Below are 25,751 nucleotides of genomic sequence, written 5' to 3' on the forward strand. Positions count from 1 at the left end.
AACCAAAAACGTCCACAGAGAAAGTTAAAAAAACTGACGCCGGTTCAGTACCGACGCCAGTTTGCTGCCTAGAGGTTTTTTCTACTGTCTATAAAATGGGGTCTTGACCAATTGAGAAGCGGGCTCTTCATATTTTCAGACTACACACATAGTGTTCCAAACGCACCAACCCTAAAATCTAGCAACCTTCACCTGAAATCTAGCGGATATATTACATGACAGGTTCCTTGATATAATGTTTACAAAGTCCAGCAATCACCCGATACGGGAATTTTGGATGCAAAATACGCAAGTGTACCTTGAGAACAGGGATGGGCACTTGGGGGCGGTTTCATACATCAGTACTTTCCTATTCTGGGATGATCGGGGTGATCTATATAGAGCTTCGCCAGCTTGAATATTTTATTCAAATATGCAAATCGGGAAGTTTCACCAAAGCTAAAGAAGAATTAGGTGTGACTCAGCCTACACTAAGTCAGCAAATTCGGGTTTTGGAAGATGAGTATAATATTCCATTGTTCGATCGGGTAAGTAGGGGAGTTGAAGTAACGGAAGCGGGAAAAATTCTCTTGAATAAGGGCAACGCTATTATGAATCTTCTTGAAGAGGCACGAAATGAAATATACGGCCGAAACAATATATCTAGAGAAACAATTTCTATTGGATGTTGTCCTGCTGAGCTTGGATACCTTGCTCCTTATCTCATGAGATTTCGCGAAAAGTACCCAAATATTTTATTGAAAATTATCGCTGCAGAGGATGCCGAGAATAAAGTTTTGGAGCAAAGGGTAGACATTGGAATCACTGCAAATCCGATTTCTGATGCTTCGGTCATTTCGACTCATTTGTATAGACAAGAAATGGCGCTATTGATTCATTCAGAACATCCTTTAGCCGATAAATCTTCGATTCCTTTTCGATCCTTGAAGCAAATGAATTCGATCATGTTTCGAGAACAAAACAATTCATTAATTGAAATGTATTGTTTCTCTTATGGGTTTACCTTGAAGTCGATAATAGAAACGTCCTCCATTTCAGTATTGATTCATGGGGTTCGTCATGGACTTGGAGCAGCTCTTATACCAACATCTTTGCTCGAAAGTCTAAGGGACGATTCCTTGCGTATTGTAAAATTAGAAGGCAAAGTTCCATGTTGGGATATATCTCTTGTATATCTTAATTCCGTTACTACGAGGTCCGCTGTACGCAAATTCATTCAAGAGATGAATTCATATGTCCAAGCGGTGCTGCAATAATTATTTTGCCCTATAGCAGCTGCGATGATCTATCACGTAATGAATCATAACTAGAACATCATAGCTAACGAACGCGAGCAAGACGAAGGAATATTTCCTTGTCGTGCTCGCTTAGTGTTGGCGGCTTAAGAAACCTGAAATATAGTAACCCTATTTAAAATGTATGCTCTTTATTTTTCTTGCAGTAGCCTTTATACTAGCATGGGGGTTCTGCACGGCTTGAAAGCCTGTTTGCGTATGGCAAGATCACCTCTGTCCTATATACAATATAGGACATTAAGTTCGCCAACCTACACAGACGAAGGAGCATCATGAATGGGTAAAATGCGTAATTCAGCAATACTTTTGCTAGCTATGATGGCGTGTTTGACGTTAACAGCTTGTTATGGGAATACGGATGAGGATCATACGAACTCCAACGCCAATCTTATGAAAGCAGATGCTTCTCAAACGAAGCCTTCCCCGGATGAGCCTGCCTGGAAGCTAGACACGAAACCGATTACGTTTGACTGGTATATCAATTTCGATTGGTTCACCAGCAAGTGGGGAGGAAACATCGTTTCCGATTATATAACGAAGAAGACGGGCGTCAGCTTGAACTTTATCACGCCTGCTGGCGACGCCAGCGAGAAGCTCAACACGATGATGGCGGCAAGGACGCTCCCTGACTTCATCACGCTAGGCTGGTACGAGGATGCCGTGTTGAAGATGATTAAGGGAGATATGGTGCTTCCATTGAATAAGCTAGCGGATCAGTATGATCCTTATTTTATTAAAGTCGCAGACCCCGCAAAGCTTAGCTGGTATACACAGGCTGACGGCAATGTGTATGGCTACCCGAATGCATCATCATCCCCTGCGGATTATCGAAAATATGGTAAACTTATTACGTCTAATCAGACCTTTGTTGTTCGGAAAGACATGTATGAAGCACTTGGGAAGCCGGATATGAGCACGCCGGAAGGGTTTCTAGGCGCGCTGAAGGCTGCTAAGGAGAAGTTTCCGGAAGTGGACGGCCAGCCGCTCATTCCGATCGGCCTGCATGAATTTACGGAAACCGGGAACTTTTCGCTGGATACGTATCTTCAGAACTTTCTAGCCATTCCGCAGCAGAAAAACGGAAAACTGTACGACCGCCGAAGCGATCCAACCTATCTGAAATGGCTGAAGGTGTTCCGCCAAGCGCATGAGGACGGACTGATGCCGACAGATGTCTATATTGATGAAAAGCGACTCGAAAAGGATGAGAAAATATCGCAAGGGCGCTATTTTGCCATGCTGTACCAGTGGTCTGATTTTACAGAGATTAATCAAGCGTTGTATCAGAAGGACCCGAATAAGGTGTATATCGCGATTGATGGTCCGGCGAATGATACGAATGATACGCCAACACTTGCAGGAAATGGCGTCTCCGGTTGGACGGTGACGCTCATCTCGAAGAATGTCAAGGATAAGAAACGGGCAATTGCATTCCTTAGCTATTTGCTCAGCGAAGAGGGAAACAAGGATCTGTACTTAGGAGAGAAGGGCATTACCTACGATACGATAGACGGCAAAGATCAGTTCCTGCCGGAGGTCATGCATCTGCTCAACACCGACCGTAAAGCGTTCGATAGCAAATATGGCGGTTCTTATATGTACTGGATGTTAATGGATACGAACATGAATCTAGCATGGATGACGGGAATGGATGCTGAGCCTGCCAAACAAATTGCCGATTGGACGAGGGGCAAGACGATCAGCATGACCGAGTTCGATAATTTGGATCCGGACCCGACGACGAAGGAAGGTATTGCGGAAGACCAAAACGTGAGGCTCTGGGCCGAGACCCTGCCAAAGCTGCTGATGTCCAAGTCGGATGCTGAATTCGATCAACTGTTCACCGAATTTATGAAAAGCATTACCGAGGATCCAGAGTATGAAGCTCTCGTAGCTAGCCGCCAAGCAGCCTATGAACGAAATGTGCAGAAGCTGAAGTCGTCGCTTAATCAATAGTTCGATAGAGGAAGCAGCAGGATGTGAAACAGGAGATGGGATTCGCGGCAATCCGTAGGTTATTGGGGATACGTGCATTTACGTTTAAGCTTTCGCTTCAAGTCAAACTGATTCTGTCATTTGTGTTCGTTATCTTCATACCGGTTGTTCTATTCTCCTGGTATACGCTCAATGAAGAGTCTACCAAGGCAATGGAAGAATTGACGAAGAAAAACGAGAATGTGCTGGCGGTCGAGAAGATAAACATTGAGAATAACGTGGAGCTGATGGGATGGACCGATCAGCTTGCGTTATCCAACCGGGAAATGAACAATTATCTGCAAATTAAACAAATTCAGGACACAGCGCGTGTTATTCGTATTAAGCTTGATGTTGTCAACAACTTTCAATATTTTTTGTTCAACAATCCACGAATTGCCAATGTCCGATTGTTCACGGACAACCCTTATGTGAATGAGATTTGGCCAGTCATTCTAAAGGAATCACGTATTCAGGACAAGCCTTGGCATGATGAGGTGATAAAGCAGAGCGGTTTGCCCTGGTGGGAGATACAGGAGAACGTTGCCCTCACCGGTATGCCATCCGAACCATCGCAGAATGAGCCCTTCATGACGTACTTGCAGGAATTTAAATATGCGGATAACAAACATAACGGGATTCTAGAAATATCGATGAAGTTGTCGGATTTCTTCTCTCGAACGTTCAGTAGTGTGCAGGACAAGAACTCCCAGCTGATCATAGTAGCAAGGAGCGGACAGGTATTCAGCTTGAAGGCTTCACCTGTGTTCGAACAGCACAGTTCGGAGCAATTGATGAACAACGTGAAGCTGACGAGGAATACAAATTTCGAGACAGTACAGTTTAAGGTTAATGGGCAGTCCTACATAGCATTTCAGAGCTACATTCCATCGATCGACGTACATCTGGTCAATATGGTTAGTCTTGCGGACACGATGGAAGGCATTAACCATTCGAGAGTTCTTTATATTTCACTCATTTCGTTACTAGTGGCCTTTCTCGTACTGCTTTCTTACTCGATGCAGGCGATAATTTTGCGCAGGCTTAAGGCGTTAAGAGAATCGATGCAACAGGTAAGAAGCGGTAACTTCAACGTCGAGCTGCCGCCGATAACTGGTACAGATGAGGTAGGAGAGCTGGGCCTGCATTACCATAGGCTCATTCTGAAGATTAACGAGCTCATTCAAGAGCAAGCAGCTAGGCAGGCGGCAGGCAAAGAAGCCGAGCTCCGGGCGCTGAAGAACCAGATCGATTCCCACTTCCTCTACAATACGCTGGAGAACGTCAAGATGCTGGCGGAGATTGAAGGGCAGTACCTTATATCGGACATAATGACCTCGTTAGGCGGTATGATGCGGTATTCGTTGGAATGGAAGCAGGATCACGTGATGCTCAGCGATGAGATTCAGCAGGTCCAGCATTTTGTATCCGTCATGAACATCCGTTATGATGGAAGACTTGATCTCCGATTGTCGGTTGCACCGGAATGCCTCAAGCAGGAATCACTCAAAATGTCACTGCAGCCCTTAGTCGAGAATGCAATCAAGCATGGGACGAGCCGCATGCATTCCAGCGACGGAAATCTTGTCATTACGATCTCTGCCGTCTGGCGTGATCAAGCTTGTGTCATAGAGATCACTGACAGCGGCTGCGGCATACCGGAAGAGAAGCTGGGCTTATTGAATCGAATGCTACGAATGGAGGAGTCCGCATACCAGGATGTTCGGCAATTAGTCGTTCGCAAAAATAACCAGGACAGCAATGGAATTGGTCTGCGTAATGTGGACCAACGCTTAGTGATGAGCTATGGGACGGAATATGGGATTCAGATCGAGAGTCAGGAAGGAATCTATACACGCATAATCATGACTTTGCCATATCGGGTCATGGAAGGGGATTAGAGATCTATGATTAGCTTGCTAATCGTCGACGACGAGAAGATCATTCAGAGAGGCTTGCAATCGGTGATTGAGAGGCAGTTTCCTAATCTGTTCAACTACCGATTTGCCGAGAATGGTCAAGAGGCGCTGGAGCTGCTTAGCCAGGAGCCTGCGGATATTATGTTCACAGATATCCGAATGCCAATTATGGATGGGATTGAACTGCTCGAGCAACTGCAAGAGCATCCCGTAAGGCCCGAGATTGTACTGCTGTCTGGCTATAATCAGTTCGTATATGCGCAGAAAGCGATTCGCTATGCTGTGAAGGATTATCTCGTGAAGCCTGTGATACGGGAGGACTTGTTTGCCGTCCTGGAGCGATTAATTAGGGAGATAAGGATGAGAGAAGAGCGAGCAGACAAGGCAGGCGTAGATGCCAGCCTTGTTGCTGCCGAGCTAGTTACCCAGCATTTGACCCAGAAGGATGTGTGTGATGCGATAACACAAAACAAGCTGGAGCAGGCCGGCTTTAGCTGGTTGGATGCAGGATATACGCTGGGCTTGCTCACGCGACGCGGTGAAGGATCGCAGCCTAGCAGTACGGATGCTGCTTCTTTCAGGAATCAAATCGCTGAGCTGTTACAAGGGCATATGGATTGGATGCTCACGCGTGATGGAAAAGGCGGAACGATTATGATCGCACGCGATCCGGTTATGTTCTACCAGTTGGCGGAACGGTGGAAGTTGAGTATATACGAGACGCAGCTGCGAATCGCGATTAGCGAGTCTGTTCAAGGGATAGAGCAGATAAGGTTGGCATATAGCCAAACGAAACAAACCTTGAAATACAGTATTGTGCTTCCAGAACTCGACGTGCTGGACTACACCAGCATAAGTAAGCGCAATGAGCGGCATGTCGTTCCTGTTGAGTTGATTCAACGTTTATCGAATCTGATGGGAATGGGACGCGGGGACGAAATGAAACAGCTTCTCGATCAAATTCTAGATGCTCGTATCATTAGCTGCTGTGAAATCGGCTACCTGGAGCGGATTAGCCAGCTGCTCAATGAAGAGCTGTTCGACAAGGTGTTCCGAATATACGGAAATAGAGTGCTTGGCCTATTAAGTCAGTACGCCTCTGTTGGCCATATCGGGAATTTCGATCGATTTGAACATTATTATGCAGTTGTTGAGCAGCTTCTCGATAGATTGGATCGGTTCATCCAAGATCGGAGAGAGCAAGCGCCTACGGAGCCAAATACGATGCAAAAAGTTCTCGCCTACTTGCAGACGCATTATGCCGACGATTTGAACATGGCGGTCGTGTCCAACCACTTCTCACTCAATTACTCGTATTTCAGCCAAGCCTTCCAAGAATACTACGGTGAGAGTTTCTCGAACTATGTTCGCCGGTTAAGGCTGGACAAGGCGAAGGAGCTGCTGGTGCACTCCGATTTGAAGGTGTACGAAATCAGTGATCAGGTTGGATTCGAAAATGTGAAGCATTTTACGAGAATATTCAAGGATACCGAAGGCATCACAGCGTTGGAATACCGAAGCCAGCGAAGGCTGTTTGAAATCAAAATGGGTTAAAATTGCACTGAACTTCAGAACCCTCAAATCATGCGACTACACCTAAAATCGGTAACGACAGAAAACGATAACTCAAGCGAAGCTTAAGGCAGCTGGCCAGAACGGTCAGCTGCCTTTTCTCAACAAACGGGCAGGAAAGTTCTGATTCGAGGAGAATAGTGGTGAATAGTGAAGAGCGTAGTTTAGCGATAAAATTCATTCATACCTATATAAACTTGATCTAATACGGCTTGGAACTGAAGTTTCACCTGTACATACATTTGCTTAAGCGAGTCAAATTGACGCGTTAGATGCCTAAGATTCAGCAGTTGAACCCCTCGTTGTTTATGGTCTTTAAATTCCTCTTTGTAGTACAACTCACAACACACATAGTGTTCCCAACGCACCAACCCTAAAATCTAGCAACCTTTACCTGAAATCTAGCGGATATATTACATGACAGGTTCCTTGATATAATGTTTACAAAGTCCAGCAATCACTCCGATCACGCTCATCGGACCGACCAGGTGAGTATAGGTGTCTGGGCAATCGCCATGTTAAAGAAACCGAATGATAAAAACAAACCAGCAAATGCTTAAGTGTGTTACAACTTTATTGTGAAAACAGGAGTGAGATTTTCATGTTCAGGCAATTAGAATATTTCATTCAAATTTGCAAAGAAGGAAGTTATACTAAGGCTGCAGAAGTTTTAATGATTTCTCAACCTACTTTAAGTCAACAGATCCGATTTTTAGAGGGAGAAGTTGGAACCCCTTTGTTTGAGAGAGTTGGTAGAGGGGTAAAGATTACAGCTGCCGGGGAAATACTTTACCAAAAAGCTCTTTTCGTGATGAGGCTCATTGAAGAATCGAAGAAAGAAACTTACGAGTTACGCAATGCTCGAACAAATAAACTTTTGATAGGCATCTCGTCTATGGACTTTTTTTGTTTAAAACCCCGGTTTTTGAAATTCCATGAACAGTTTCCTGATATCACATTAAAATTTTCCAGTCAAGAGAATACATCACAGCAATTATTGAATAGTAGTATCGATATTGGAATTACCGACAATCATGAACCAAACAAAGAAATTCATATGATGCACCTATATAAAGAAGAACAAGCTTTGGTCGTTTATGAGGATCATCCATGGGCAGATCGAACCGTTATTTCTTTTCAGGAGCTAGAAGATTTAGAATCTGCCTTATTTGTTAGGGATATAAGTGTAATCGAGCAACTTCATACATTCAGCGATAAGATCACCAAATCTTTGCAATCAAAGTTTGAGTCAACTTCTGCGGAAATTCTTCTTTTTATGGTACTGCATAAGATGGGGGTAGCTATTTTACCTGCTTCTTTAATTGAAAGCTTTTTTGGTCAGAAATTGAAAATGATTCGTCTTGTAGATCCAACGCCTGTTCGTGAGATCAAGCTTATTTTTAAAAAGCATCATTACAACAATCCTTCGGTTCAAACATGTATCAACTTTTTTCTAGAACAATCGAAAAAGTGGGCAGACTATGGCCATCACAAATAGGAATTATGAAAACGCTCATTCGATTTGCCCTCCAGCCCATATTTTGCGATAGGGACTGACCCATAAAGTGAGACAAATCAAAACACCTTTCAAGAGAATGCATCCCATGTCGTAAGATGTGGAGGACAACTTGGAGGTGCTTTTGTGTTGGCAACTAGAGTAGCTATCCAATGGAAATGAAGATGAAGGCCAGTGAAATGAAGTTGGCGGGTGTCCTGTAAGTGAAGTGATGGAGGTATGGGGGATACGGAATTCAACACAGCTTAAGGTTTGGAAGAAATGGTATCGTGAAGGGGAACTACATCGGTTAAAGCAGCCTGTTGGTAAACATAGAGCTGCGGAAAAGGACCTGAGTTCTCCTCAGAACTCGAGAAATTGAAAGCAGAAACTCGGTTTCTAAGGCAGCAATTAGACATGCTAAAAAGTACAAAGAGATGAAAGGGGGTGGAACCGCGAATTGTTGTCGCCTGGATGGAGTCAATCCGATACGGACGAAGAGATCCTGCCGGGCAGCATATCTGGCCTCCGCCTCATGGACAGGTTGAATGAAGGAATGTAGGAGAGTTGACCACCATGAGCCATGGCCTCCTATAGCAACTGGTAATATCAAACTTCTGTAATTCTTTAACGAGATGCTTTCAAGCACTAGCACAAACATACTTTTTCATACTCTCCAATATTTCTTTTGCTTCATCAAAATATATTTGATCACCGAACATTTTATAGAGCAGCATATAGTCATTGTATTCGTCCAGCCATTCGTTTACCAGAATTGGTATCACTTTTCATCCACTTCCTTCCTCTGGCTTCATATCTTCTAGTATCTTGAATTTAACACTTATAGGAACGATTCAATTTGATTGATGAAAAAATTCACGAAGTAATATTTTACTTCGTGAATTTTGCTTGCTTATCGATTAATGTCCCTCTTTACCGCCAAACATTTCTTGTGAGTAAAAAATACCTAATCCATATGCGCCGCCGTGTTCTTTAGCAATATCTGTTGTCGCTTTGTACGTTTCGGAACGTGCCCAATCACGTTGCAATTCAAGCAGGTACTGTTCCCAAGTAATTGGTGTCACACCAGCTTGAATCATGCGCTGAATGGCCATGTCGTGAGCTTCTTTTGATACACCGCCTGAAGTATCGGTAACGATGTATACTTCATATCCTTGATCGATCGCGGAAAGCGCAGCTGATAAGTCGCAAACCTCTGTCCATAGACCAGAAATGACTAGCTTTTTATTACCATAGCTGTTCACTTTATCTACAACACGTTGATCCTCCCAGGCATCCATCGTTGTACGGTCGATTGGCTGCTGGTCAGGGAATACCGCTTGGATTTCCGGGAAAATCGGTCCGCTGAACGACTTTGAAGCTACCGTTGTCAAAACGGTCGGAACATTAAAAGCCTTAGCTGCTTTAGCAAGTCCAGTTACATTATTACGCAAATCCTGGATGTTAATCGACGATGTACCAAATGCCATTTGCGGCTGGTGGTCGATCATTAGCAGCGTATGGTTCGTTGGTGTCAGCAATCTTGGAGACGGAACCGCCTTTGCCTGAATGGCAGGTTTGTCTTTGCTAGCGGCAGTCGCAGCAGGCGTTTCTGCCTTTGCAACGATCATAGATCCGAATGCGCTTGTCGATACGACAGCAGTTAAAAGTGCTAGTGTTGTTACTGTGCGGCTTGTAAGTAATTTTTTCATGGTTGTTAGCTCCTTTTTTGTTGAAATATTAGACACCTTATCGACTTGTTTATAATTTGGTAAACATGCTGCCCCTTCGTGCCTCAGAGGTTCCACCCGCAGCATCTGCTACAATGGGTGCATTGAATACGAGAATCCCACCTTTCATTTTATTAGTTACGACAGCATCTGAAACAACTAGTTATGAAGTCCGTTGCATGTTTCTATAGTATTGAAACGTAATATATCAATCAATTCTCTTTTTTCTATACGTTCTATAGATTAAAATTATAATATCGTTCCTCGTTCCTCTACATAACTTAAGTATTCCCGAATAGCTTCGCCCTTGAAGATATAGCTTATGGCTATATGTGATATAGAAATAATGGAATTGTTCATGAAGGATAATTTCAATATGATAAGACATAAACAGTTAAAGATCATACAAGGAGTGTTTGCAAAATGGAAAAACAAACAGAAGGAATTCACCATATAACGGCTTTTGTAAAGAATGCTCAAAAAAATGTGGACTTTTATGCAGGGGTACTAGGTCTGAGACTTGTAAAAAAAACGATCAACTTTGACGCTCCGGAAGTTTACCATTTGTATTTCGGTAATGAATCAGGTCGTCCAGGTACTATAATTACATTTTTTCCATTTGAATTAGGTCAAAAAGGGCGTATTGGTGGAGGTCAGGTCGGTGTAACCACATATGTCGTTCCTATAGGTGCACTCGATTTTTGGAAAGAGCGCTTAGAAAACTTTAATATTCTTTATTCTATGAAGACGAGGTTTGATGAGAATTACTTAACATTTTCAGATCAGGATGGTTTGCAGCTAGAGATTGTAGAGCGCGAGGAAGGAGATTTGAGTCAGTGGTCTTTCGGTGGTGTTTCAATAGATAAAGCTATCAAAGGTTTTGGCGGTGCTGTCCTGTATAGTACTGCTCCCGAAAAAACGATGAATGTACTAGAGCAGGTCTTGGGTCTTCAAAAGGTGGAACAAGAAGGAGACTTTATGCGATATAAATCGACGGGGACTATTGGCAATATTATTGATGTAAATGTTGCGGCGATGGAGTGGGGCAGAAGTGGAGCTGGTACTGTTCATCATATTGCATGGCGCGCAAAAGATTATGAGGATCATGATTCATGGAGAACTCATGTAGAGCAACATGGCTTCCATCCCACTGACATTATCGACCGACAATATTTCAATGCGATTTATTTTCGTGAAGAAGGGGGCATCCTGTTTGAAATCGCCACGGATCCGCCAGGTTTTGCAGTTGATGAGCAACCAGATGTATTAGGTGAAAAACTGATGCTTCCGGAATGGTTTGAAGCTGAACGTGCAGAAATTGAAAAAGGTTTATCACCTATTCAAGTACGTGTGATGGAGTCAGATAAATGAAAGATTTCAAAATATATAAAGGGAAAGATATTGATGTTTTATTTCACTCTGGAAAATGCGGTCATTCGGCAAATTGCGTGAGAGGGTTACCAGGAGTGTTCAACGTTAAAAAGAAACCATGGATTCAAGCAGATGGAGAAACGGCTGACAAAATCGCAGATCTTATCGATAAATGCCCAAGCGGTGCTTTGCAATATATAAGAAAAGATCATCAAGCATGAATGGGGTAACAATAATGATTGAAATTAATAAAGATACGAACAGTTTTTATGTAGGAGATCAGGATAAGAGGGATGCAGAAATACATTATGTTCCATCTGGGAATGGAATTATAATCGTAGATCACACGTTTGTTTCCGATCATCTGCGAGGACAAGGGGTAGGACAAGAATTGGTTAGGCGCGTAGTCGAGTTTGCTCGGAAGGAAAGTTTAAAGATTATGCCACTATGTCCTTTCACCAAGAGTCAATTTGACCAACATCAAGATTATGATGACGTATTATTAAAATAATTTTGATACTTTTTCCCGAGAGGAGTGAGTTCATTTGACGATTGTGCCTATCTTATTGGTTGCAATAGGTAAGGGAGATACGTCCAAACAGCGGCCTCAAGGTTATCGTAAACCCGTTCGTGAGTTTGTTAGTCTTAATCAATTTAAATAGCTGATAAGGAGAGTTCTAAAATGATCCAGGTATTCCCGGCAGACTCCCGGTTTAGCGTAGATCATGGATGGCTGCGCAGCCGTTTAAGCTTCTCGTTCGGCAATTACTATGACCCCAATAACACCGAATTTGGGGTTTTGCGAGTATGCAATGACGATGACGTAGATCCCAGCAAAGGATTTGGTGCTCACCCGCATAGTGATATGGAGATTGTGACAATCGTACTTTCAGGATCCGTCCGTCATGAGGACAACTTGGGCAACACGGAAGTAACGAAAACTGGGGAAGTGCAGCGAATGAGCGCGGGATCCGGAGTTGTTCATGCTGAATACAACGCTTCGCAGGATGAGCCGATGAGAATTCTTCAATTGTGGTTCATGCCAAAGGAACGGGGATTAGATCCTTCCTATGAAACTCGCAGGTACAATTCAGAGAAGTTAAAGAATGCCTTGCTCCCGATCGTTGATCCGCAGGGATCAGAGCAGATTGTTAAAATCCATCAAGACCTAACTCTCTATTTATGCAGGTTGGATAGAGATAAAAAGATTACCTTTCGGCAGGAAGAGGGACGCCGGATATTTATTTTCGTCATTGAGGGACGACTCACAGTAAATGATACTCGGTTAGGTGAAGGAGATACGGCTCGAATCGAATCTTTGGCTCAGCTCGGCATCATGGCGGAGGAAGATGCATTTCTAATGCTGATTGACCTTCCATAAGAACGAATAGGAGGGTTTGTATGAAAGAGGTACTTGTGGTTAGGCATTCGGTTGGAGGTAGAACATTTATTCATACCGAACAACAACCCATGGAATATTCGGTGACACGTATGGGTCAGGGGTGGAGAATTACTTTAATCATTACACAGGACGTGGATATTCACGAGATTCTCCGTTGGAAACAGGAATTGAATGTGTTTCTATTTCGGGAATATGATGATCAACCTGCGAAAAAAATTTGGTTTTATGTGAAAGAAGGTCCTGTCACGTACGACGATCAGCTCAAGCAGATTACTATTTTCGCCGAGTCTCGGATCGAATATATCCCGGATGAATTTGGCATTTAAATCATCGATGGCTAAGATAATTTTATTTAACATTCTATGGAGGTTAACTATGGGCAAAATAGGAATATTCGGATTTGGGCGTATTGGAAGGCAATTATTAAGAGTCGCTTTGCAAGATCAACTTTTCGTTCCGGTTTCCATTTCAGATATTAAAGATGAAGCGACGCTTGCCGCTCTTTTCGAAGTGGATACTAACTATAAACGCTGGCCCGAAGATGTCTCCGGACGGGATGGTCTAATGGTTATCGGCGGACGAGAAATTCAGTTTATCAATTCGTCTAAAGAAGTTCCGGATTGGAAGGCCTTGGATGTGGATCTGGTAATCGACTGCACAGGCCGAGCCGTTACCCGTGCTATTGCTCAAATTCATTTGGATCGTGGTGCAAATCGAGTACTGGTTAGCGGACCTAGCAAGAGCCTTGAAGATTGTGATGCTGTATTACTTAAAGGAATAAATCTGGATAGTTTCGATCCGGAGAAGCACAAAATCATTAGTATGGCTAGTTGTACGACGAATGCATTAGCTCCTGTCGTCAAAATCGTAAGAGAAAACTTCGGGATCAAGTATGGTCTATTCTCGACCGTCCATTCCTATACAAACACGCAATCGCTAACGGATCAGCCTATGAAGGATCGACGGGATTCGTGGGCCGCTGCGGAAAATATCATTCCTTCTTCATCTGGAGCCGCAAAAGCCCTTAAATTCATATGGAACGATTTACAGATTACGGGTAAGGCATACCGAATTCCAACTCGTACCGGAAGTATTGCTGAATTAAACCTTGTTACGGAAAAACCATGTACGGTGCAGCAGGTAAATGATATTTTCCGTAGTGCCGCTACAGATGGTCAGTTGAAGGGAGTCTTGGATATTTTAGAAGGCGAATGGGCCTCTTCTCGTATCGTAGGCGATTCCCATTCCTCTATCATTGACCTTCCATTGACTCAAGTACAGGGCGAACTGCTGTCCATCGCAACATGGTACGATAATGAATGGGGTTACGCTTCACGATTAGCTGAAGTAGCGGCTTATCTAGTAAATAAGTAAAATTGCTAATATATTGAAATTTAATTTTTTATATTTAGGGCTATCGAACATTACCGATAGTCCTTTACCTCATTTATTAGTGAATATGAAGTCAAATAAAGGGGGTTTTGAAGTTATGGTTGAGAAAAAAGTAACCTGGTTGGAGCTTTTTTACGATCTACTTTTTGTAGCAGCCGTATCAAAAGCGAACCACGTCTTGCTGCATGTCGATCATGGGAGCATTTCCATTGAATACTTAACCAAATTTGTTTTAATCTTCATTCCAATCTGGTGGGCGTGGGTGGGACAAACACTCTTTAATAATCGTTTTGGTCAAGATATCGTTACTCATAGGATATTCATGTTCCTACAACTATTTTTTGTTTTAATTATGACTGCAAGCCTATCTGTTAATTTTGATCACTTCTATATTCCCTTCTTTGTAGGCTATATTGGTTCGAGAGCACTGACAGCTATTCAATATCTTACGGTACACAAAGCAACAGGCACACATCAACAAAAGACCGCTAAATACTTGGGGACTCGCTTTTGGATCGGAATATTGATATCTTCCTGTTCGCTATTCTTTGATTCATGGATCCGATACGCGATTCTATATGCGGGAATTGCTGTAGATATTTTGCTGCCGTTAATCGGCCGACGGTACCTAATAAAAACCCCCATACATACCCATCACTTATTGGAACGCTTTGCATTGTTTACACTTATTCTTCTTGGTGAATCAGTGATCAGTATACTTGCTGTATTGCAGTCAAGTGATTGGACATTGCCATCCATTTTGTTTGCCTCATTTACATGTATATTAGTTATTGCTTTGTGGTGGCAATATTTTGATCATATTGAACGGAAAGTGAGCAAAGAAATACAAACTGCCGGTCAAACGATTATTTATGGCCATCTATTCATTTATTTATCCATGAGTTCGATAGCTGCTTCGATCCAATTGTTATTTAAGGAACAACTCAATTATCTATTCATGTTGGGTTTTATTTTTGGATCCGTACTGCTTTATTTTTTCTCTACATATCTGGTTTTCTATCGATATAGACATAAACACCTACCCTTGAAGCACTATCATTTGGGGATTTTATTAGGAATAATTGGATGTTTTATGGCGTTGGACTTGGCTTTTCATGTACCTAATTATGCAATCATCGGAGAAATGATGGTATTTTTTATCGTGTACGCCAAATTAACGACTTAACAATCTTTTAAAACTGAAGAACACACAAGCGCGGAATCGAAGCCAAGCATATGATGAAGAGAAGGCAGGTCGAATGTAACCATTCATCTGCCTTCTCTGAGTTTCACCTATAAAAATATAGTCATAGATAAAGACCTGTCGTGTAAAGAGATGTGATTGTATTAGCAATCTCTTCTACAGAACGATGATGTTCGTTTCGAACAATTTCCCAAAGATACATTTCATTCGTGAAAAACCAACCTCGTGCAACAATTTCATAGTTTAATTCAGCTCTGGCTAGCCCATTTTGCTGTGAATAGGCAATATCCATAGATATTCGATGAATAAACTTTTCACGAATTGCCTTCCACTTATCCGAAATAACAGAGGATACCCCAATAGCCTGCTCGAAGATTTGCATCATATTACGTTCTGCCTCTGCCATTTTTAAAAAATCATGGGTTTGTTTTTTTATGATTTGCTCTGCTTCGTCTTTCGATTTCGGGAAGAAGGAGATCTCGGCAATTTCATAAAACTGAGCCATGACATTCTCCATTAATACGCAAAGAAGATCCTCTTTTCCTTCAAAATGAACATAGGCTGTTCCGTACCCAATGTTTGCTTTTTTGATCATTTGAGAAATCGTCGCTTTTTGAAAACCATCGTCTAGAAAAACTTCCCTTGCGGCTTCCAATAACTTTTGACGTGTCACTGCTGAGCGTAAATGTCGTTTATCCCCTATTTTGTCATTGCTCATTCCAATTCCCCCCTTTTAATAATTATCTTCTAGGATATAAGGATTTCTCTGAAAAGGAAAGATTTGTTTAGATTGAATCGTCTGGATAATAATATTGACACCATGTCATATTCATTGATATGATGTCTTTAGAAAAAGTGATTTTAAATAAAGAAGGGGATGATACGGTGCTTTCAAATTTCTTTCAACCTACATTAGATTTCGCAAAACAATTGGACATAGAGGATAACCTTTCGCGTTTTCGGGAAGAATTTTATTTACAGCCTGATTCCATCTATATGGATGGGAATTCATTGGGGCTGCTTTCGAGAAGAGCTGAACGTACACTTTTGGAGTCTTTAGCCGATTGGAAAGAACATGGCATCGATGGATGGACACAAGGGAATCATCCATGGTTTACCTTATCGGAGAAATTAGGCGAGATGAGTGCACCGTTAGTAGGAGCTTTTCCTAATGAAGTTATTGTAACCGGTTCCACGACTATAAATTTACATCAACTTGTTGCTACTTTTTATAAGCCTCAAGGGACACGTACCAAAATTTTGGCAGATGAACTAACGTTTCCATCTGATATTTATGCTCTTCAAAGCCAACTTCGCACCCATGGATACGATCCAGATACCCATCTCATCCGTGTGAAAAGCCGGGATGGCCGATTTTTAGAAGAAGATGATATGATCGAGGCTATGACCGATGACATTGCTCTGATCATCTTGCCTACCGTTCTGTATCGCAGCGGTCAAATCTTGGATATGAAGCGATTAACGGCAGAAGCTCATAGAAGAGGCATTTTAATCGGATTTGACGGATGTCATTCTATCGGGGCGATCCCGCATTCGTTTAGCGAATGGGATGTTGACTTCGCGTATTGGTGCAATTACAAACATTTAAACGGCGGACCTGGCTGTGTTGGCGGTTTATTCGTAAATCGTAAACATTTTGGAACTAACCCTGGATTGGCTGGATGGTTCGGGTCCAGAAAAGATAAACAATTCGACATGGAACATACATTAACACCAGCTGAATCAGCGGGAGCCTACCAAATTGGAACGCCCCACGTATTAAGCCTTGCACCTTTACTAGGATCTTTAGAAATTATTGCAGAAGCCGGTATTGCGAATATTCGCCAAAAGTCTCTTCAAATCAATCAATATTTAATGAACTTAATTGAACATGAGTTAGCAGATTATGGGTTCGCCATTGGAAGTCCCAGAGAAGACGTACGTCGCGGAGGTCACGTGAGCCTTGAGCATGGGGAAGCTGCGCGCATTTGCAAGGCTTTGAAAAAAAATGGCGTGATACCGGATTTCCGAGCGCCAAACATCATTCGTCTTGCTCCGGTTGCGCTGTATACTTCTTACGCAGAAGTTTGGGAAGTCATACAAATTCTCAAAAAAATCATGGCAGAAGAACAATACAAACTATTTCATAATGAACGTGAAGTGGTTGCATAAATGCCTTTTGACGAAAAAGGGGGATGAAATATGACAAATAAAGATACGCAATCGAATAATGGAGATGAAATAGAGAGTGGGCTAAAGCGTGATTTAAAAACAAACCAACTTATGATGATTGCCATGGGTTGTGCCATCGGGACGGGATTGTTCCTAGGCAGCGGGCTAGCCATCAAAACAGCAGGTCCAAGTGTATTGTTGAGTTATGGAATAGGCGCATTTATCGTATTGTTGTTAATGGGATGTTTAGCGGAAATGACGGTCGCACATCCTACTTCGGGATCTTTTGGAACGATTTCTGAAAAATACATCAATCCCATGGCAGGCTTTCTTGTTCGTTATTCATATTGGATAGCCAATGTTCTTGCTATTGGGGTAGAAGTAAGTGCAATAGCTGTTTATATGAAATACTGGTTTCCGACTGTGCCAGAAATCGTATGGATTTTATTGTTTGCCACTTTGCTAATTTATATAAATGCCAAGAGTGTTCATATATTTGGTACTGTTGAGTATTGGTTCTCTATGATAAAAATAAGTGCAATTGTCGGCTTTATTCTTCTTGGATCTTATATCCTATTTGGAACATCCGGACAGTCAAATATCGGACCCGGAAACTTAGTGAATGATGGAGGTTTTTTACCCTTTGGCTGGTGGGGCATGTGGGTAGCTATCTTTATTTCTTTATTCAGCTTTTTGGGAACAGAAATGATAGCGGTTACAGCTGGGGAGTCAAAAGACCCCGATGTAGCCGTACCTAAAGCATTGAAATCAACCGTATTCCGTTTGTCTACCTTCTATGTTTTGACAATTGGTATCATGCTAATGATTGTTCCTTGGAAATCAGCGGGGATCGATAAAAGTCCATTCGTAAAAGTAATGGAAATCTTGAATGTTCCTGGAGCATCTGGAATCATGAATTTTATCATTTTAACGGCTGCTTTATCGGCAATGAACAGTCAACTGTATGCTTCAACACGTATGATGTTCTCATTATCACGCGGTAATCATGCCCCTGCCTTTTTGGGGAAAATTAATAATAAAGGGGTTCCAGTCAGCGCTCTTGCTGTTTCTACACTTGGGATTTTTATTGCCGCAGCAATTAATGCAATACTCCCAGATTCATCCTATGCATTGATGATGGGAATTTCCATGTTCGGAGCTATATTCACTTGGCTTATGGTGTTCATTTCTCATTTATTTTTCAGAAGAAAGTGGGAGAAAATGGGTGGTCGCCATTTGCCGGTGAGAATGCTTGGTTTTCCTTATTTAACGATTCTGGGAGCGGTTCTTCTACTTAGTTTAATGATTTCTACATGGTTTACAGGTTTTAAAATTATGCTTCAATTTGGGATTCCATGGTTACTGTTTCTGTCTGCTGCTTATTTCGTTTGGAAAAAAAGGAACAAGTAATCATCATGCCGTGCAGCAAACTGTTGGATTTCTCTTACGAAGAGAGGGGCGTTACAGAATGAATAATAATGAACAAAACAAAAGTATGGGGCTCGAAAAAGAAATTCAAACAGATTTTAGCAAAGCGATGTCTTACGGAGATTATCTCCATCTGGATAAGATTTTATCTAGTCAACATAGATGTTCGGATCACCATGATGAAATGCTTTTTATCATTATCCACCAGGCTAGTGAGTTATGGATGAAGCTCATTTTACATGAGGTGAAAGCAGCAACCCTGAGTATACGCAATAACGATTTGGAACCATCATTTAAAATGTTGTCCCGTGTTTCGAGAATTCAGCACCAATTGATACAGTCATGGAGCGTCCTCTCTACGTTGACGCCAGCCGAATACATGGAATTTAGAGATAAACTGGGCCAATCTTCCGGGTTCCAGTCTCATCAGAATCGTTTGATTGAATTTGCGCTAGGCAACAAGAATGTCCATACGTTATCCGTATTTCAACATCAGAGCGATCTATACGAGCAAATGCAGCAGTCTCTTCATGAGCCAAGTATTTATGACGCGGCTATCAATGCGCTTGCATTGCGTGGATTACCTATTGATCAAGAAGCACTTAACAGGGATTGGTCGCAAAACTATCAACCAAATGCCAGTGTAGAAGAGGCGTGGCTGACCGTTTACCGCAATGTCGAGCAATATTGGGATTTATATGAGCTGGCAGAGAAACTAGTGGACATTGGAAGTCAACAGCAATTATGGCGTTTTAATCATATGACTACCGTGGAAAGAATTATTGGTCATAAACAAGGAACAGGCGGCTCATCAGGTGTTACTTATTTAAAAAGAGCTCTGGACCAACACTTCTTCCCGGAGCTATGGAGTCTAAGAGCGAAGCTATGAGATAAACCTCTATCGAGGTCATTCGAAGATGAGCGACCGCGTTTAAAGGTAGGTTTATTCGCCAATCTGAATGCCGCTCTACTCGCTTTAGCGCTGTAAAGAACTTGAACATTCTGATGTGGAGAGAAGAAATCGGAAGAAATGGAGGTAATATGCTTGGGTACATGGATTGATATTTCACAGCCGCTAGACAAAAAGGTTGCAGTCTGGCCAGGAGACACACCCTTCTCATACAAAGTGAATTGGAGTAAAGAAGAGAGTGGATCTGTCAATGTAGGTCAAATTAACATGAGTGTACACACTGGTACTCATATAGATGCACCTTTTCATTTTGATAATGAGGGAGAAAGAGTAATTGAACTGGATCTTGATTTATATATTGGACCTGCCCGTGTCGTTTATTTGCCAAACTATACATCCATCGGAGTGGGTGAAATATCCGGTATAGATCTAAACGGGATTACCCGTCTGTTAATTCGTACAGATGCATGGAAGGATCGGTGCGTGTTCCCACAAACAATTCCTCACCTCCAACCAGAATTAGCGGCTCATCTTGCAGAACTCGGTGTTCGTCTTATTGGTCTTGATTTGCCGTCCGTAGACCCATTAGATAGCAAAGAACTATTAGCTCATCATGAACTTGCCAGTCATGGCATTCACATCTTGGAAGGGCTTGTCTTAGATAATGTTTTACCAGGGGATTATGAATTGATAGCCCTCCCATTACCATTAGTTGAAGCCGATGGAAGTCCGGTACGTGCCGTGTTGAAGAAACTCCCTTTAAATGAATTGAATCGGCGTAAATAGAAAACTGATATCTGCAAATTTTCAGGTTTGATTATGCTGCGAAACTAGTTACGCGAACGAGAAACGATAGTTGAATAAAAAACTATAACACGGCTACCGGCATGGATCGGTAGCCGTGTTACGTTATCGGGAAGAAAGTGAAAATTCCTTAAGCCATGCCTGTGCGCCGTTTGGTTATCGTTTTGGTTTTTGCTCCTCTCACCCGATTCATCAGGTTAGCCGACAACAGCATGCCCACAATGACGATAACGCCACCTACGATTTGTGAGACCAGCAATTCCTGACCAACCATCACAGATATGATTGCTGTGAAAATCGGCATCAAATTCATTGTGATGCTGGCTTTGCTCGGTCCAAGCTCCTTAATGCCCTGGTTCCAGAACAGGAATGACCCGATGGAAGGGAATAAACCCAAATAGATGATACCTGTAATGCCGAAAGCGGTGATGTGCTCTTTATGTAAAGGCTGAATAAACAGCAGCGGGAGCATGCAAACGACGCCAATAGAAGCTGTAAATGCAACAAATGTAATCGGAGGAAGATGCTGCACTCTTTTGCTGATTATCGAATAGATGGCCCATAGAAATACCGCTACCAGCAGGATGCCGTCTCCTTGGTTATAATGTGTGCTAAATACACCAAGCAGATGCCCTTTCGTCAATACCGTGAGTACACCCAGGAAAGATAACACCAGCCCCACTCCCTGCCAAACGGTAATTTTGTCCTTCAGGAACAGCAAGGATAACACGATCATGACCGCCGGAGTCAAACTGTTGATCAGACTGCCGTTTGTAGATGAGGTGTGCTGGAGTGCCGTGTAGGTAAGAAGCGTGTAAGACACGACGCCTACCAGCGAGAAGAATAACAGAATGCCCCAGTTGTTTTTCCAAATCTTCAGCCAGTTCGGTTTCTCCACCAGTTGCGCAATCGGAATCAGCACCACGGCCGCAATCGCCCAACGCAAGAAAGAGGCCCAGATTGGATGGAAATCGGACGTAACCGATTTGCCGAATATCAGATTACCAGCCCAAAACAGATTCGCCAATACTAGAAAAATCCAGGCTCTTGTTTTCATAATCAGACTCCTATCCCATTGTATTCCAGGTCACAGCTCACTGCAGCAGCGTGTTTAAGGCCTGGTAAGTCTCTCAACAACATGTTCTTTCTCTTGTTCTATTATCATGATACAATAAGGTATATCATAAATAAAATGAATATAAGTCATGAGGGAGATAACAAAATTGATATGAATAAATCTCTGTTACAGTTGATCGTCGCTATTTCGGAAACCCGAAACTTTACGACTGCCGGGGAAAAAATGAATATGACGCAGCCGGCCGTCAGCCGTGCGGTCACTTCCCTGGAACGTGAGCTCGGGGTAACATTAATTATCCGAGATCGGCGTCACGGCGTTGCGCTCACGCCAGTTGGAGAGCGAACCGTTCGGGTTTTCCGGGAGATTCTTCAAGGATATGACAAAGTCGACCAGGAAATCGCCAAGGAAAAAGGACTGGAAACCGGCTGCGTCCGCATCGGCGCCTTCCCGGTAGCGGCGTCTTATTTTGTTCCGAAACTGATTAGCCAAATCAAACAGCATTATCCAAAGCTGGAGTTTAGCATCGTGGAAGGTACCATTGCGGATGTGCAGGAATGGCTAGATAACCGGCAAATCGATGTTGGATTGCTTATCCCCTCGGATAAAACCACCGATTCTTTCCCTCTTTACCGGGAAGGTATTTATGCGGTCATGAGAGACGAACACCGGCTAAATGGGAAGAGAATAATCCGCCCTGAAGATTTGCGGGAGGAACCGATGCTAATCTGTAAAGCGGGTTATGAACCGCCTGTCCTGAGTTGGTTTGAAAGTGCGGGGGAGACACCAAAGGTGAAGTACATTCTCTACAACTACAGAACCGCGCTTCAAATGGTTCTTGCAGGCGAGGGTTTGGCGGTAATGTCTGAGCTGTCCCTTTTGGACCGTCCTCAAGGCCTCACGCTAAAGCGTCTGTCTCCCCAGGCCTACCGGGATATTCACATAGCCACTGGACCCGTGGAGGACTGCACCATTGCGGTAAAACTGTTTATCGAGGCAGCTCAGAAAGTGTTCCCTTTTCAAGCTGAACATGAGCCCTTGATTGAAATTTAAGCTTTTCTCTCCCCTAGGCTATGGTAAGACCATTTCTGATTTTGTTCTCGATGTCCGCATAGGAAATGCTCAGGTACCAGAGGGCTGCTTATTTCGCTTACATTTTTAAAAAGGCAGTCGGTTGTACACCTCAAGAGTTCAGGGACTACCGCTAAAGCATTTATTCTATAGTTGACTATATCAAATAATCAAATAGAAGGAGCTGCGCTAAAATGTTACGACTTTTCCCGACAAATCAAATCCGTCAGGTGCAAGAATTGGAAGGCGATTGGGATTTTCAACCGATTGAACAAAACGAAGGTATCCCAAAGGACTATCATTACCGCCTACCTGTTCCAGGTTGTTGGGAGATGCATCCTGAATTGTTGACTTATCGGGGGAAAGGTGTTTATCGGAAGATAATCACCTTACACGAAACAACATCGGTCAGGTTGCTGTTCAAGGGTGTGAGTCACACAGCAGTTATCTATTTTGACGGAGAGGAGGTTGGGTTTCATTATAACGCTTATACTCCTTTCACAACCAAAGTTATCACGGATGCTGCTCCTGGCAGCCATGAAATCGTGGTCGTCGTTGATAATTCTTTTACGAAAGAATCCAAACTTCATTTTGCGAATGATTATTATACGTATGGCGGTATCATCCGGCCAGTTGGAATTGAGTGCATTTCTGATGTCTACATTAACCGTATTCAATTCACACCCTCATGGAAAGATGGCCAGTGGCATGGGGAAGCCAGTGTATATGTGACGAATGCCAGTCGCAATCCTACTGAGGTTGAGCTCAAAGGTACGCTCGGGGAATTCGCGCTGCAATGGAAGAAACAAATAATCGCATCGGGTGAAACATCCGTTTTCCGTGTCTCAAGCGCATTTCCGAACGTAAAGATTTGGTCCAACAAGACACCAAATATGTATTTGGTCAATGTACAACTATTTAGAGATGGGAATAAGAAGCCTTCTGATGATTTAATTGAACGGGTCGGTTTCCGCGAAGTCACGACCTTCAACGGTAAAATTCAAGTAAACAGGGAGGATATTATTCTAAAAGGGTTTAATCGTCATGAGGATCATCCGATGGTTGGCGCTGCTTTCCCGTACCAGCTCATGGTTCAGGATATGGAGCTCATGCTGGAAGCGGGATCCAATGCCGTACGGACAAGTCATTATCCGAATGACGAACGCTTTCTGGATTTGTGTGACGAGCGCGGAGTCTTCGTATGGGAAGAAAATCATGCCAGAGGATTTCAACTCGATCATATGCTGGATCCCCAATGTCAGGAGCAATGTATGGTATGTAATCAAGAAATGGTTGAAAACCATTTTAATCATCCAAGTATTATTATGTGGGGAATTCTGAATGAATGTGCCAGTAACACGATAGAAGGGAAAGAGTTATACCGTCAACAGCTGGAACAAATCAGAGGAATGGATCGTTCCCGCCCGTTAACCTATGCTACCCATCATCGCGAGCAAGAACTATGCTTCGATCTGGCAGATATCGTCTCATTTAACCTCTATCCAGGATGGTATACGAATGAGGATCCGGGTGAACTTAGCGACCAAGCCAGGAAATGGGCGGATGAGCTCGGTGGACTCGGCAAACCGATGATTATGAGTGAATTCGGCGGTGATGGATACTACGGGCTGCGTGATCCCAACAAAGTACGCGGTACGGAGGAAAGACAGGCTGAGATCATTGAGCAAAATTTGGCGGCATATACGTCTAAACCTTATATATCCGGTATGTTCATATGGCAATTTTGCGATTGTAAAGTGGTAGAGGATACAGGATGGCTCTTATCTCGAGCAGGGACGCAAAACAGTAAAGGCATCGTGGACAGATACCGCCGGCCGAAGTTGGCGTTTGAAATAGTGAAGAAGTATTTCCGGGAATAAAATGAAACGGCATTCAGTGAGTCTTAATAGAGACTAACTGAATGCCTTATTTACATTAGAAAGTCTGGTGCGAAAAGGTGTAATTTGCGGCCGCAAGCAGAACATTATCCTGAGCTGTATGCCAAATAAGCCTATTCAGCATTGTCTTTGACAGCTGAGTGGCTTATATTGTCAAAAAGCATTTATCTAGATCATATCCGTGTAACTGATGTGCCAATGAACATTTTTCACGAAATCTTCCATAACTGCTTTATTTTTTTCTTTAAATAATTGGATCATTTGTCTATGTTCCCTATTCATTTGCTCCAGTACCGAGAACAGTTTTGGTTTGTCGTCGCTTAAATACGTTTGTCTAACAAAACTGTTTTGCAGTGTTTTAAGCATGTCAATTAAAGTGCTGTTGTTGCATTTATGAAGGTATACGTTATGAAATTCGGTTTGGTAGAATTGGTAATCAGTGTAGCTTTCTTCTTTAATTGATGTTTCGATTTTATCGGCGATCTCCTCCATTCTTGATATCTCCTCATCGGAGATATGATCGATGGATAATGTGGCTGCCAATGCGTCCAATGTGCCAATGATTTGAAAAACGTCAAGTTTCTTCTTGGTATCCAGTTCTTTTACAACAAATCCTCGACGTGGCAAATATTCTAAATAGTTTTCGGAGGCCAACTGTATGAGTGCTTCTCGTACTGGAGTCCTGCTAACTTCAAGTTTTTCGCAGATGGAGAGCTCGCTTAACTTTTGATTGGGTAGAAGAGTTCCATTTTGAATGCGCTCGGCGATGTAAGTATAGACGTGGTCTTTTAACGACTGATATTTATTTTTATTCATAGTACTTACCTCCTAAATCACGAACAGAAAATACAATATATTATATAATAAGTATTTTGATTTTATCATTGAACATCTTTTTATACAAGTAATCCCATCTATGTCATCCTCATGTGAGCAAATAGGTTAAAAGATGCTAAAATTCATATTGAAAAAACAATTCTGCAATGGTAGTATAAATTGTATACAATATACAAAATACATTTTGTGAAAATTAAAACCG

23 protein-coding genes and 1 pseudogene are annotated in these 25,751 nt (G+C 42.6%); 18 read left to right on the forward strand and 6 right to left on the reverse strand.

Features of this window, described 5'->3' with window-relative positions:
- Positions 1 to 368 precede the first annotated feature (368 nt).
- The 4 genes from AC58U0_RS09955 (at position 369) to AC58U0_RS09970 (ending at position 6,742) form a co-directional block, all read left to right on the forward strand.
- Positions 369 to 1,256, forward strand: a complete 888-nt coding sequence (locus tag AC58U0_RS09955; RefSeq protein WP_497378859.1) for a LysR family transcriptional regulator — start codon at positions 369 to 371, stop codon at positions 1,254 to 1,256.
- 315 nt (positions 1,257 to 1,571) lie between these two features.
- Complete coding sequence (locus AC58U0_RS09960; protein ID WP_497378860.1) at positions 1,572 to 3,251, forward strand: type 2 periplasmic-binding domain-containing protein; 1,680 nt, start codon at positions 1,572 to 1,574, stop codon at positions 3,249 to 3,251.
- Positions 3,252 to 3,274: 23 nt separating this feature from the next.
- Positions 3,275 to 5,170, forward strand: coding sequence for a sensor histidine kinase (locus tag AC58U0_RS09965; protein ID WP_497378861.1), 1,896 nt, complete (start codon positions 3,275 to 3,277; stop codon positions 5,168 to 5,170).
- Positions 5,171 to 5,176: 6 nt separating this feature from the next.
- On the forward strand, positions 5,177 to 6,742 hold the full coding sequence (locus AC58U0_RS09970) for a response regulator (protein ID WP_497378862.1): 1,566 nt from the start codon (positions 5,177 to 5,179) through the stop codon (positions 6,740 to 6,742).
- 209 nt (positions 6,743 to 6,951) lie between these two features.
- On the opposite strand, the pseudogene AC58U0_RS09975 reads toward AC58U0_RS09970, so the two are convergent.
- Positions 6,952 to 7,113, reverse strand: a pseudogene (locus AC58U0_RS09975) (IS110 family transposase); the annotation flags it as partial.
- Positions 7,114 to 7,361: 248 nt separating this feature from the next.
- Between AC58U0_RS09975 and AC58U0_RS09980 the strand changes: the two are divergent.
- Positions 7,362 to 8,258 carry a LysR family transcriptional regulator gene (locus tag AC58U0_RS09980; RefSeq protein WP_060648314.1) on the forward strand — a complete coding sequence of 299 codons (897 nt, stop codon included), beginning with the start codon at positions 7,362 to 7,364 and terminating at the stop codon, positions 8,256 to 8,258.
- Between the two features lie 638 nt (positions 8,259 to 8,896).
- Here the strand turns inward: AC58U0_RS09980 and AC58U0_RS09985 are convergent.
- Entirely contained in the window at positions 8,897 to 9,040 is a 144-nt protein-coding gene (locus tag AC58U0_RS09985) for a YodN-related protein (RefSeq protein ID WP_156390177.1), read from the reverse strand.
- Between the two features lie 135 nt (positions 9,041 to 9,175).
- Positions 9,176 to 9,766, reverse strand: coding sequence for a hydrolase (locus AC58U0_RS09990; RefSeq protein WP_497318306.1), 591 nt, complete (start codon positions 9,764 to 9,766; stop codon positions 9,176 to 9,178).
- Between the two features lie 642 nt (positions 9,767 to 10,408).
- Between AC58U0_RS09990 and AC58U0_RS09995 the strand changes: the two genes are divergently transcribed.
- From AC58U0_RS09995 to AC58U0_RS10025, 7 genes are all read left to right on the forward strand, one after another.
- Entirely contained in the window at positions 10,409 to 11,356 is a 948-nt protein-coding gene (locus tag AC58U0_RS09995; protein WP_497378863.1) for a ring-cleaving dioxygenase, read from the forward strand.
- Complete coding sequence (locus AC58U0_RS10000; protein ID WP_497378864.1) at positions 11,353 to 11,577, forward strand: (4Fe-4S)-binding protein; 225 nt, start codon at positions 11,353 to 11,355, stop codon at positions 11,575 to 11,577. Before AC58U0_RS09995 ends, AC58U0_RS10000 begins: the two co-directional genes overlap by 4 nt.
- A 14-nt stretch (positions 11,578 to 11,591) precedes the next feature.
- Positions 11,592 to 11,867: a GNAT family N-acetyltransferase gene (locus tag AC58U0_RS10005; protein WP_497378865.1), complete on the forward strand. Its 276-nt coding sequence runs from the start codon at positions 11,592 to 11,594 to the stop codon at positions 11,865 to 11,867.
- A gap of 171 nt (positions 11,868 to 12,038) precedes the next feature.
- Positions 12,039 to 12,737: a pirin family protein gene (locus tag AC58U0_RS10010; RefSeq protein WP_497378866.1), complete on the forward strand. Its 699-nt coding sequence runs from the start codon at positions 12,039 to 12,041 to the stop codon at positions 12,735 to 12,737.
- 20 nt (positions 12,738 to 12,757) lie between these two features.
- Complete coding sequence (locus AC58U0_RS10015; RefSeq protein WP_060648311.1) at positions 12,758 to 13,084, forward strand: hypothetical protein; 327 nt, start codon at positions 12,758 to 12,760, stop codon at positions 13,082 to 13,084.
- Positions 13,085 to 13,133: 49 nt separating this feature from the next.
- Positions 13,134 to 14,132: a type I glyceraldehyde-3-phosphate dehydrogenase gene (locus AC58U0_RS10020; RefSeq protein WP_497378867.1), complete on the forward strand. Its 999-nt coding sequence runs from the start codon at positions 13,134 to 13,136 to the stop codon at positions 14,130 to 14,132.
- Positions 14,133 to 14,247: 115 nt separating this feature from the next.
- The gene (locus AC58U0_RS10025) at positions 14,248 to 15,336 is read left to right on the forward strand and encodes a low temperature requirement protein A (RefSeq protein ID WP_497378868.1); all 1,089 of its coding nucleotides are present in this window, start codon (positions 14,248 to 14,250) and stop codon (positions 15,334 to 15,336) included.
- A gap of 121 nt (positions 15,337 to 15,457) precedes the next feature.
- Here the strand turns inward: AC58U0_RS10025 and AC58U0_RS10030 are convergent, their stop codons facing one another.
- Positions 15,458 to 16,072: a TetR/AcrR family transcriptional regulator gene (locus AC58U0_RS10030; RefSeq protein WP_057305688.1), complete on the reverse strand. Its 615-nt coding sequence runs from the start codon at positions 16,070 to 16,072 to the stop codon at positions 15,458 to 15,460.
- Positions 16,073 to 16,284: 212 nt separating this feature from the next.
- Between AC58U0_RS10030 and kynU the strand changes: the two genes are divergently transcribed.
- From kynU to kynB, 4 genes are all read left to right on the forward strand, one after another.
- Entirely contained in the window at positions 16,285 to 17,526 is a 1,242-nt protein-coding gene (gene kynU / locus AC58U0_RS10035) for a kynureninase (RefSeq protein ID WP_442952726.1), read from the forward strand.
- A gap of 30 nt (positions 17,527 to 17,556) precedes the next feature.
- On the forward strand, positions 17,557 to 18,936 hold the full coding sequence (locus tag AC58U0_RS10040; protein ID WP_497378869.1) for an amino acid permease: 1,380 nt from the start codon (positions 17,557 to 17,559) through the stop codon (positions 18,934 to 18,936).
- A 58-nt stretch (positions 18,937 to 18,994) separates the two neighbouring features.
- A complete protein-coding gene (gene kynA, locus AC58U0_RS10045) occupies positions 18,995 to 19,843 on the forward strand; it encodes a tryptophan 2,3-dioxygenase (RefSeq protein ID WP_057305685.1) in 849 nt (282 codons plus the stop codon).
- 156 nt (positions 19,844 to 19,999) lie between these two features.
- Positions 20,000 to 20,650, forward strand: a complete 651-nt coding sequence (gene kynB / locus AC58U0_RS10050; RefSeq protein ID WP_497378870.1) for an arylformamidase — start codon at positions 20,000 to 20,002, stop codon at positions 20,648 to 20,650.
- A gap of 148 nt (positions 20,651 to 20,798) precedes the next feature.
- Here kynB and AC58U0_RS10055 read toward each other — a convergent pair whose 3' ends face one another.
- Positions 20,799 to 21,725, reverse strand: coding sequence for a DMT family transporter (locus AC58U0_RS10055; protein WP_497378871.1), 927 nt, complete (start codon positions 21,723 to 21,725; stop codon positions 20,799 to 20,801).
- Positions 21,726 to 21,896: 171 nt separating this feature from the next.
- Between AC58U0_RS10055 and AC58U0_RS10060 the strand changes: the two genes are divergently transcribed.
- Positions 21,897 to 22,796, forward strand: a complete 900-nt coding sequence (locus tag AC58U0_RS10060) for a LysR family transcriptional regulator (protein WP_497378872.1) — start codon at positions 21,897 to 21,899, stop codon at positions 22,794 to 22,796.
- A gap of 212 nt (positions 22,797 to 23,008) precedes the next feature.
- The gene (locus AC58U0_RS10065) at positions 23,009 to 24,694 is read left to right on the forward strand and encodes a glycoside hydrolase family 2 protein (RefSeq protein ID WP_497378873.1); all 1,686 of its coding nucleotides are present in this window, start codon (positions 23,009 to 23,011) and stop codon (positions 24,692 to 24,694) included.
- Positions 24,695 to 24,880: 186 nt separating this feature from the next.
- On the opposite strand, the gene AC58U0_RS10070 is transcribed toward AC58U0_RS10065, so the two are convergent.
- Positions 24,881 to 25,528, reverse strand: coding sequence for a GntR family transcriptional regulator (locus tag AC58U0_RS10070; RefSeq protein WP_497378874.1), 648 nt, complete (start codon positions 25,526 to 25,528; stop codon positions 24,881 to 24,883).
- Positions 25,529 to 25,751 lie beyond the last annotated feature (223 nt).

Source organism: Paenibacillus sp. J31P190 (assembly GCF_059692075.1).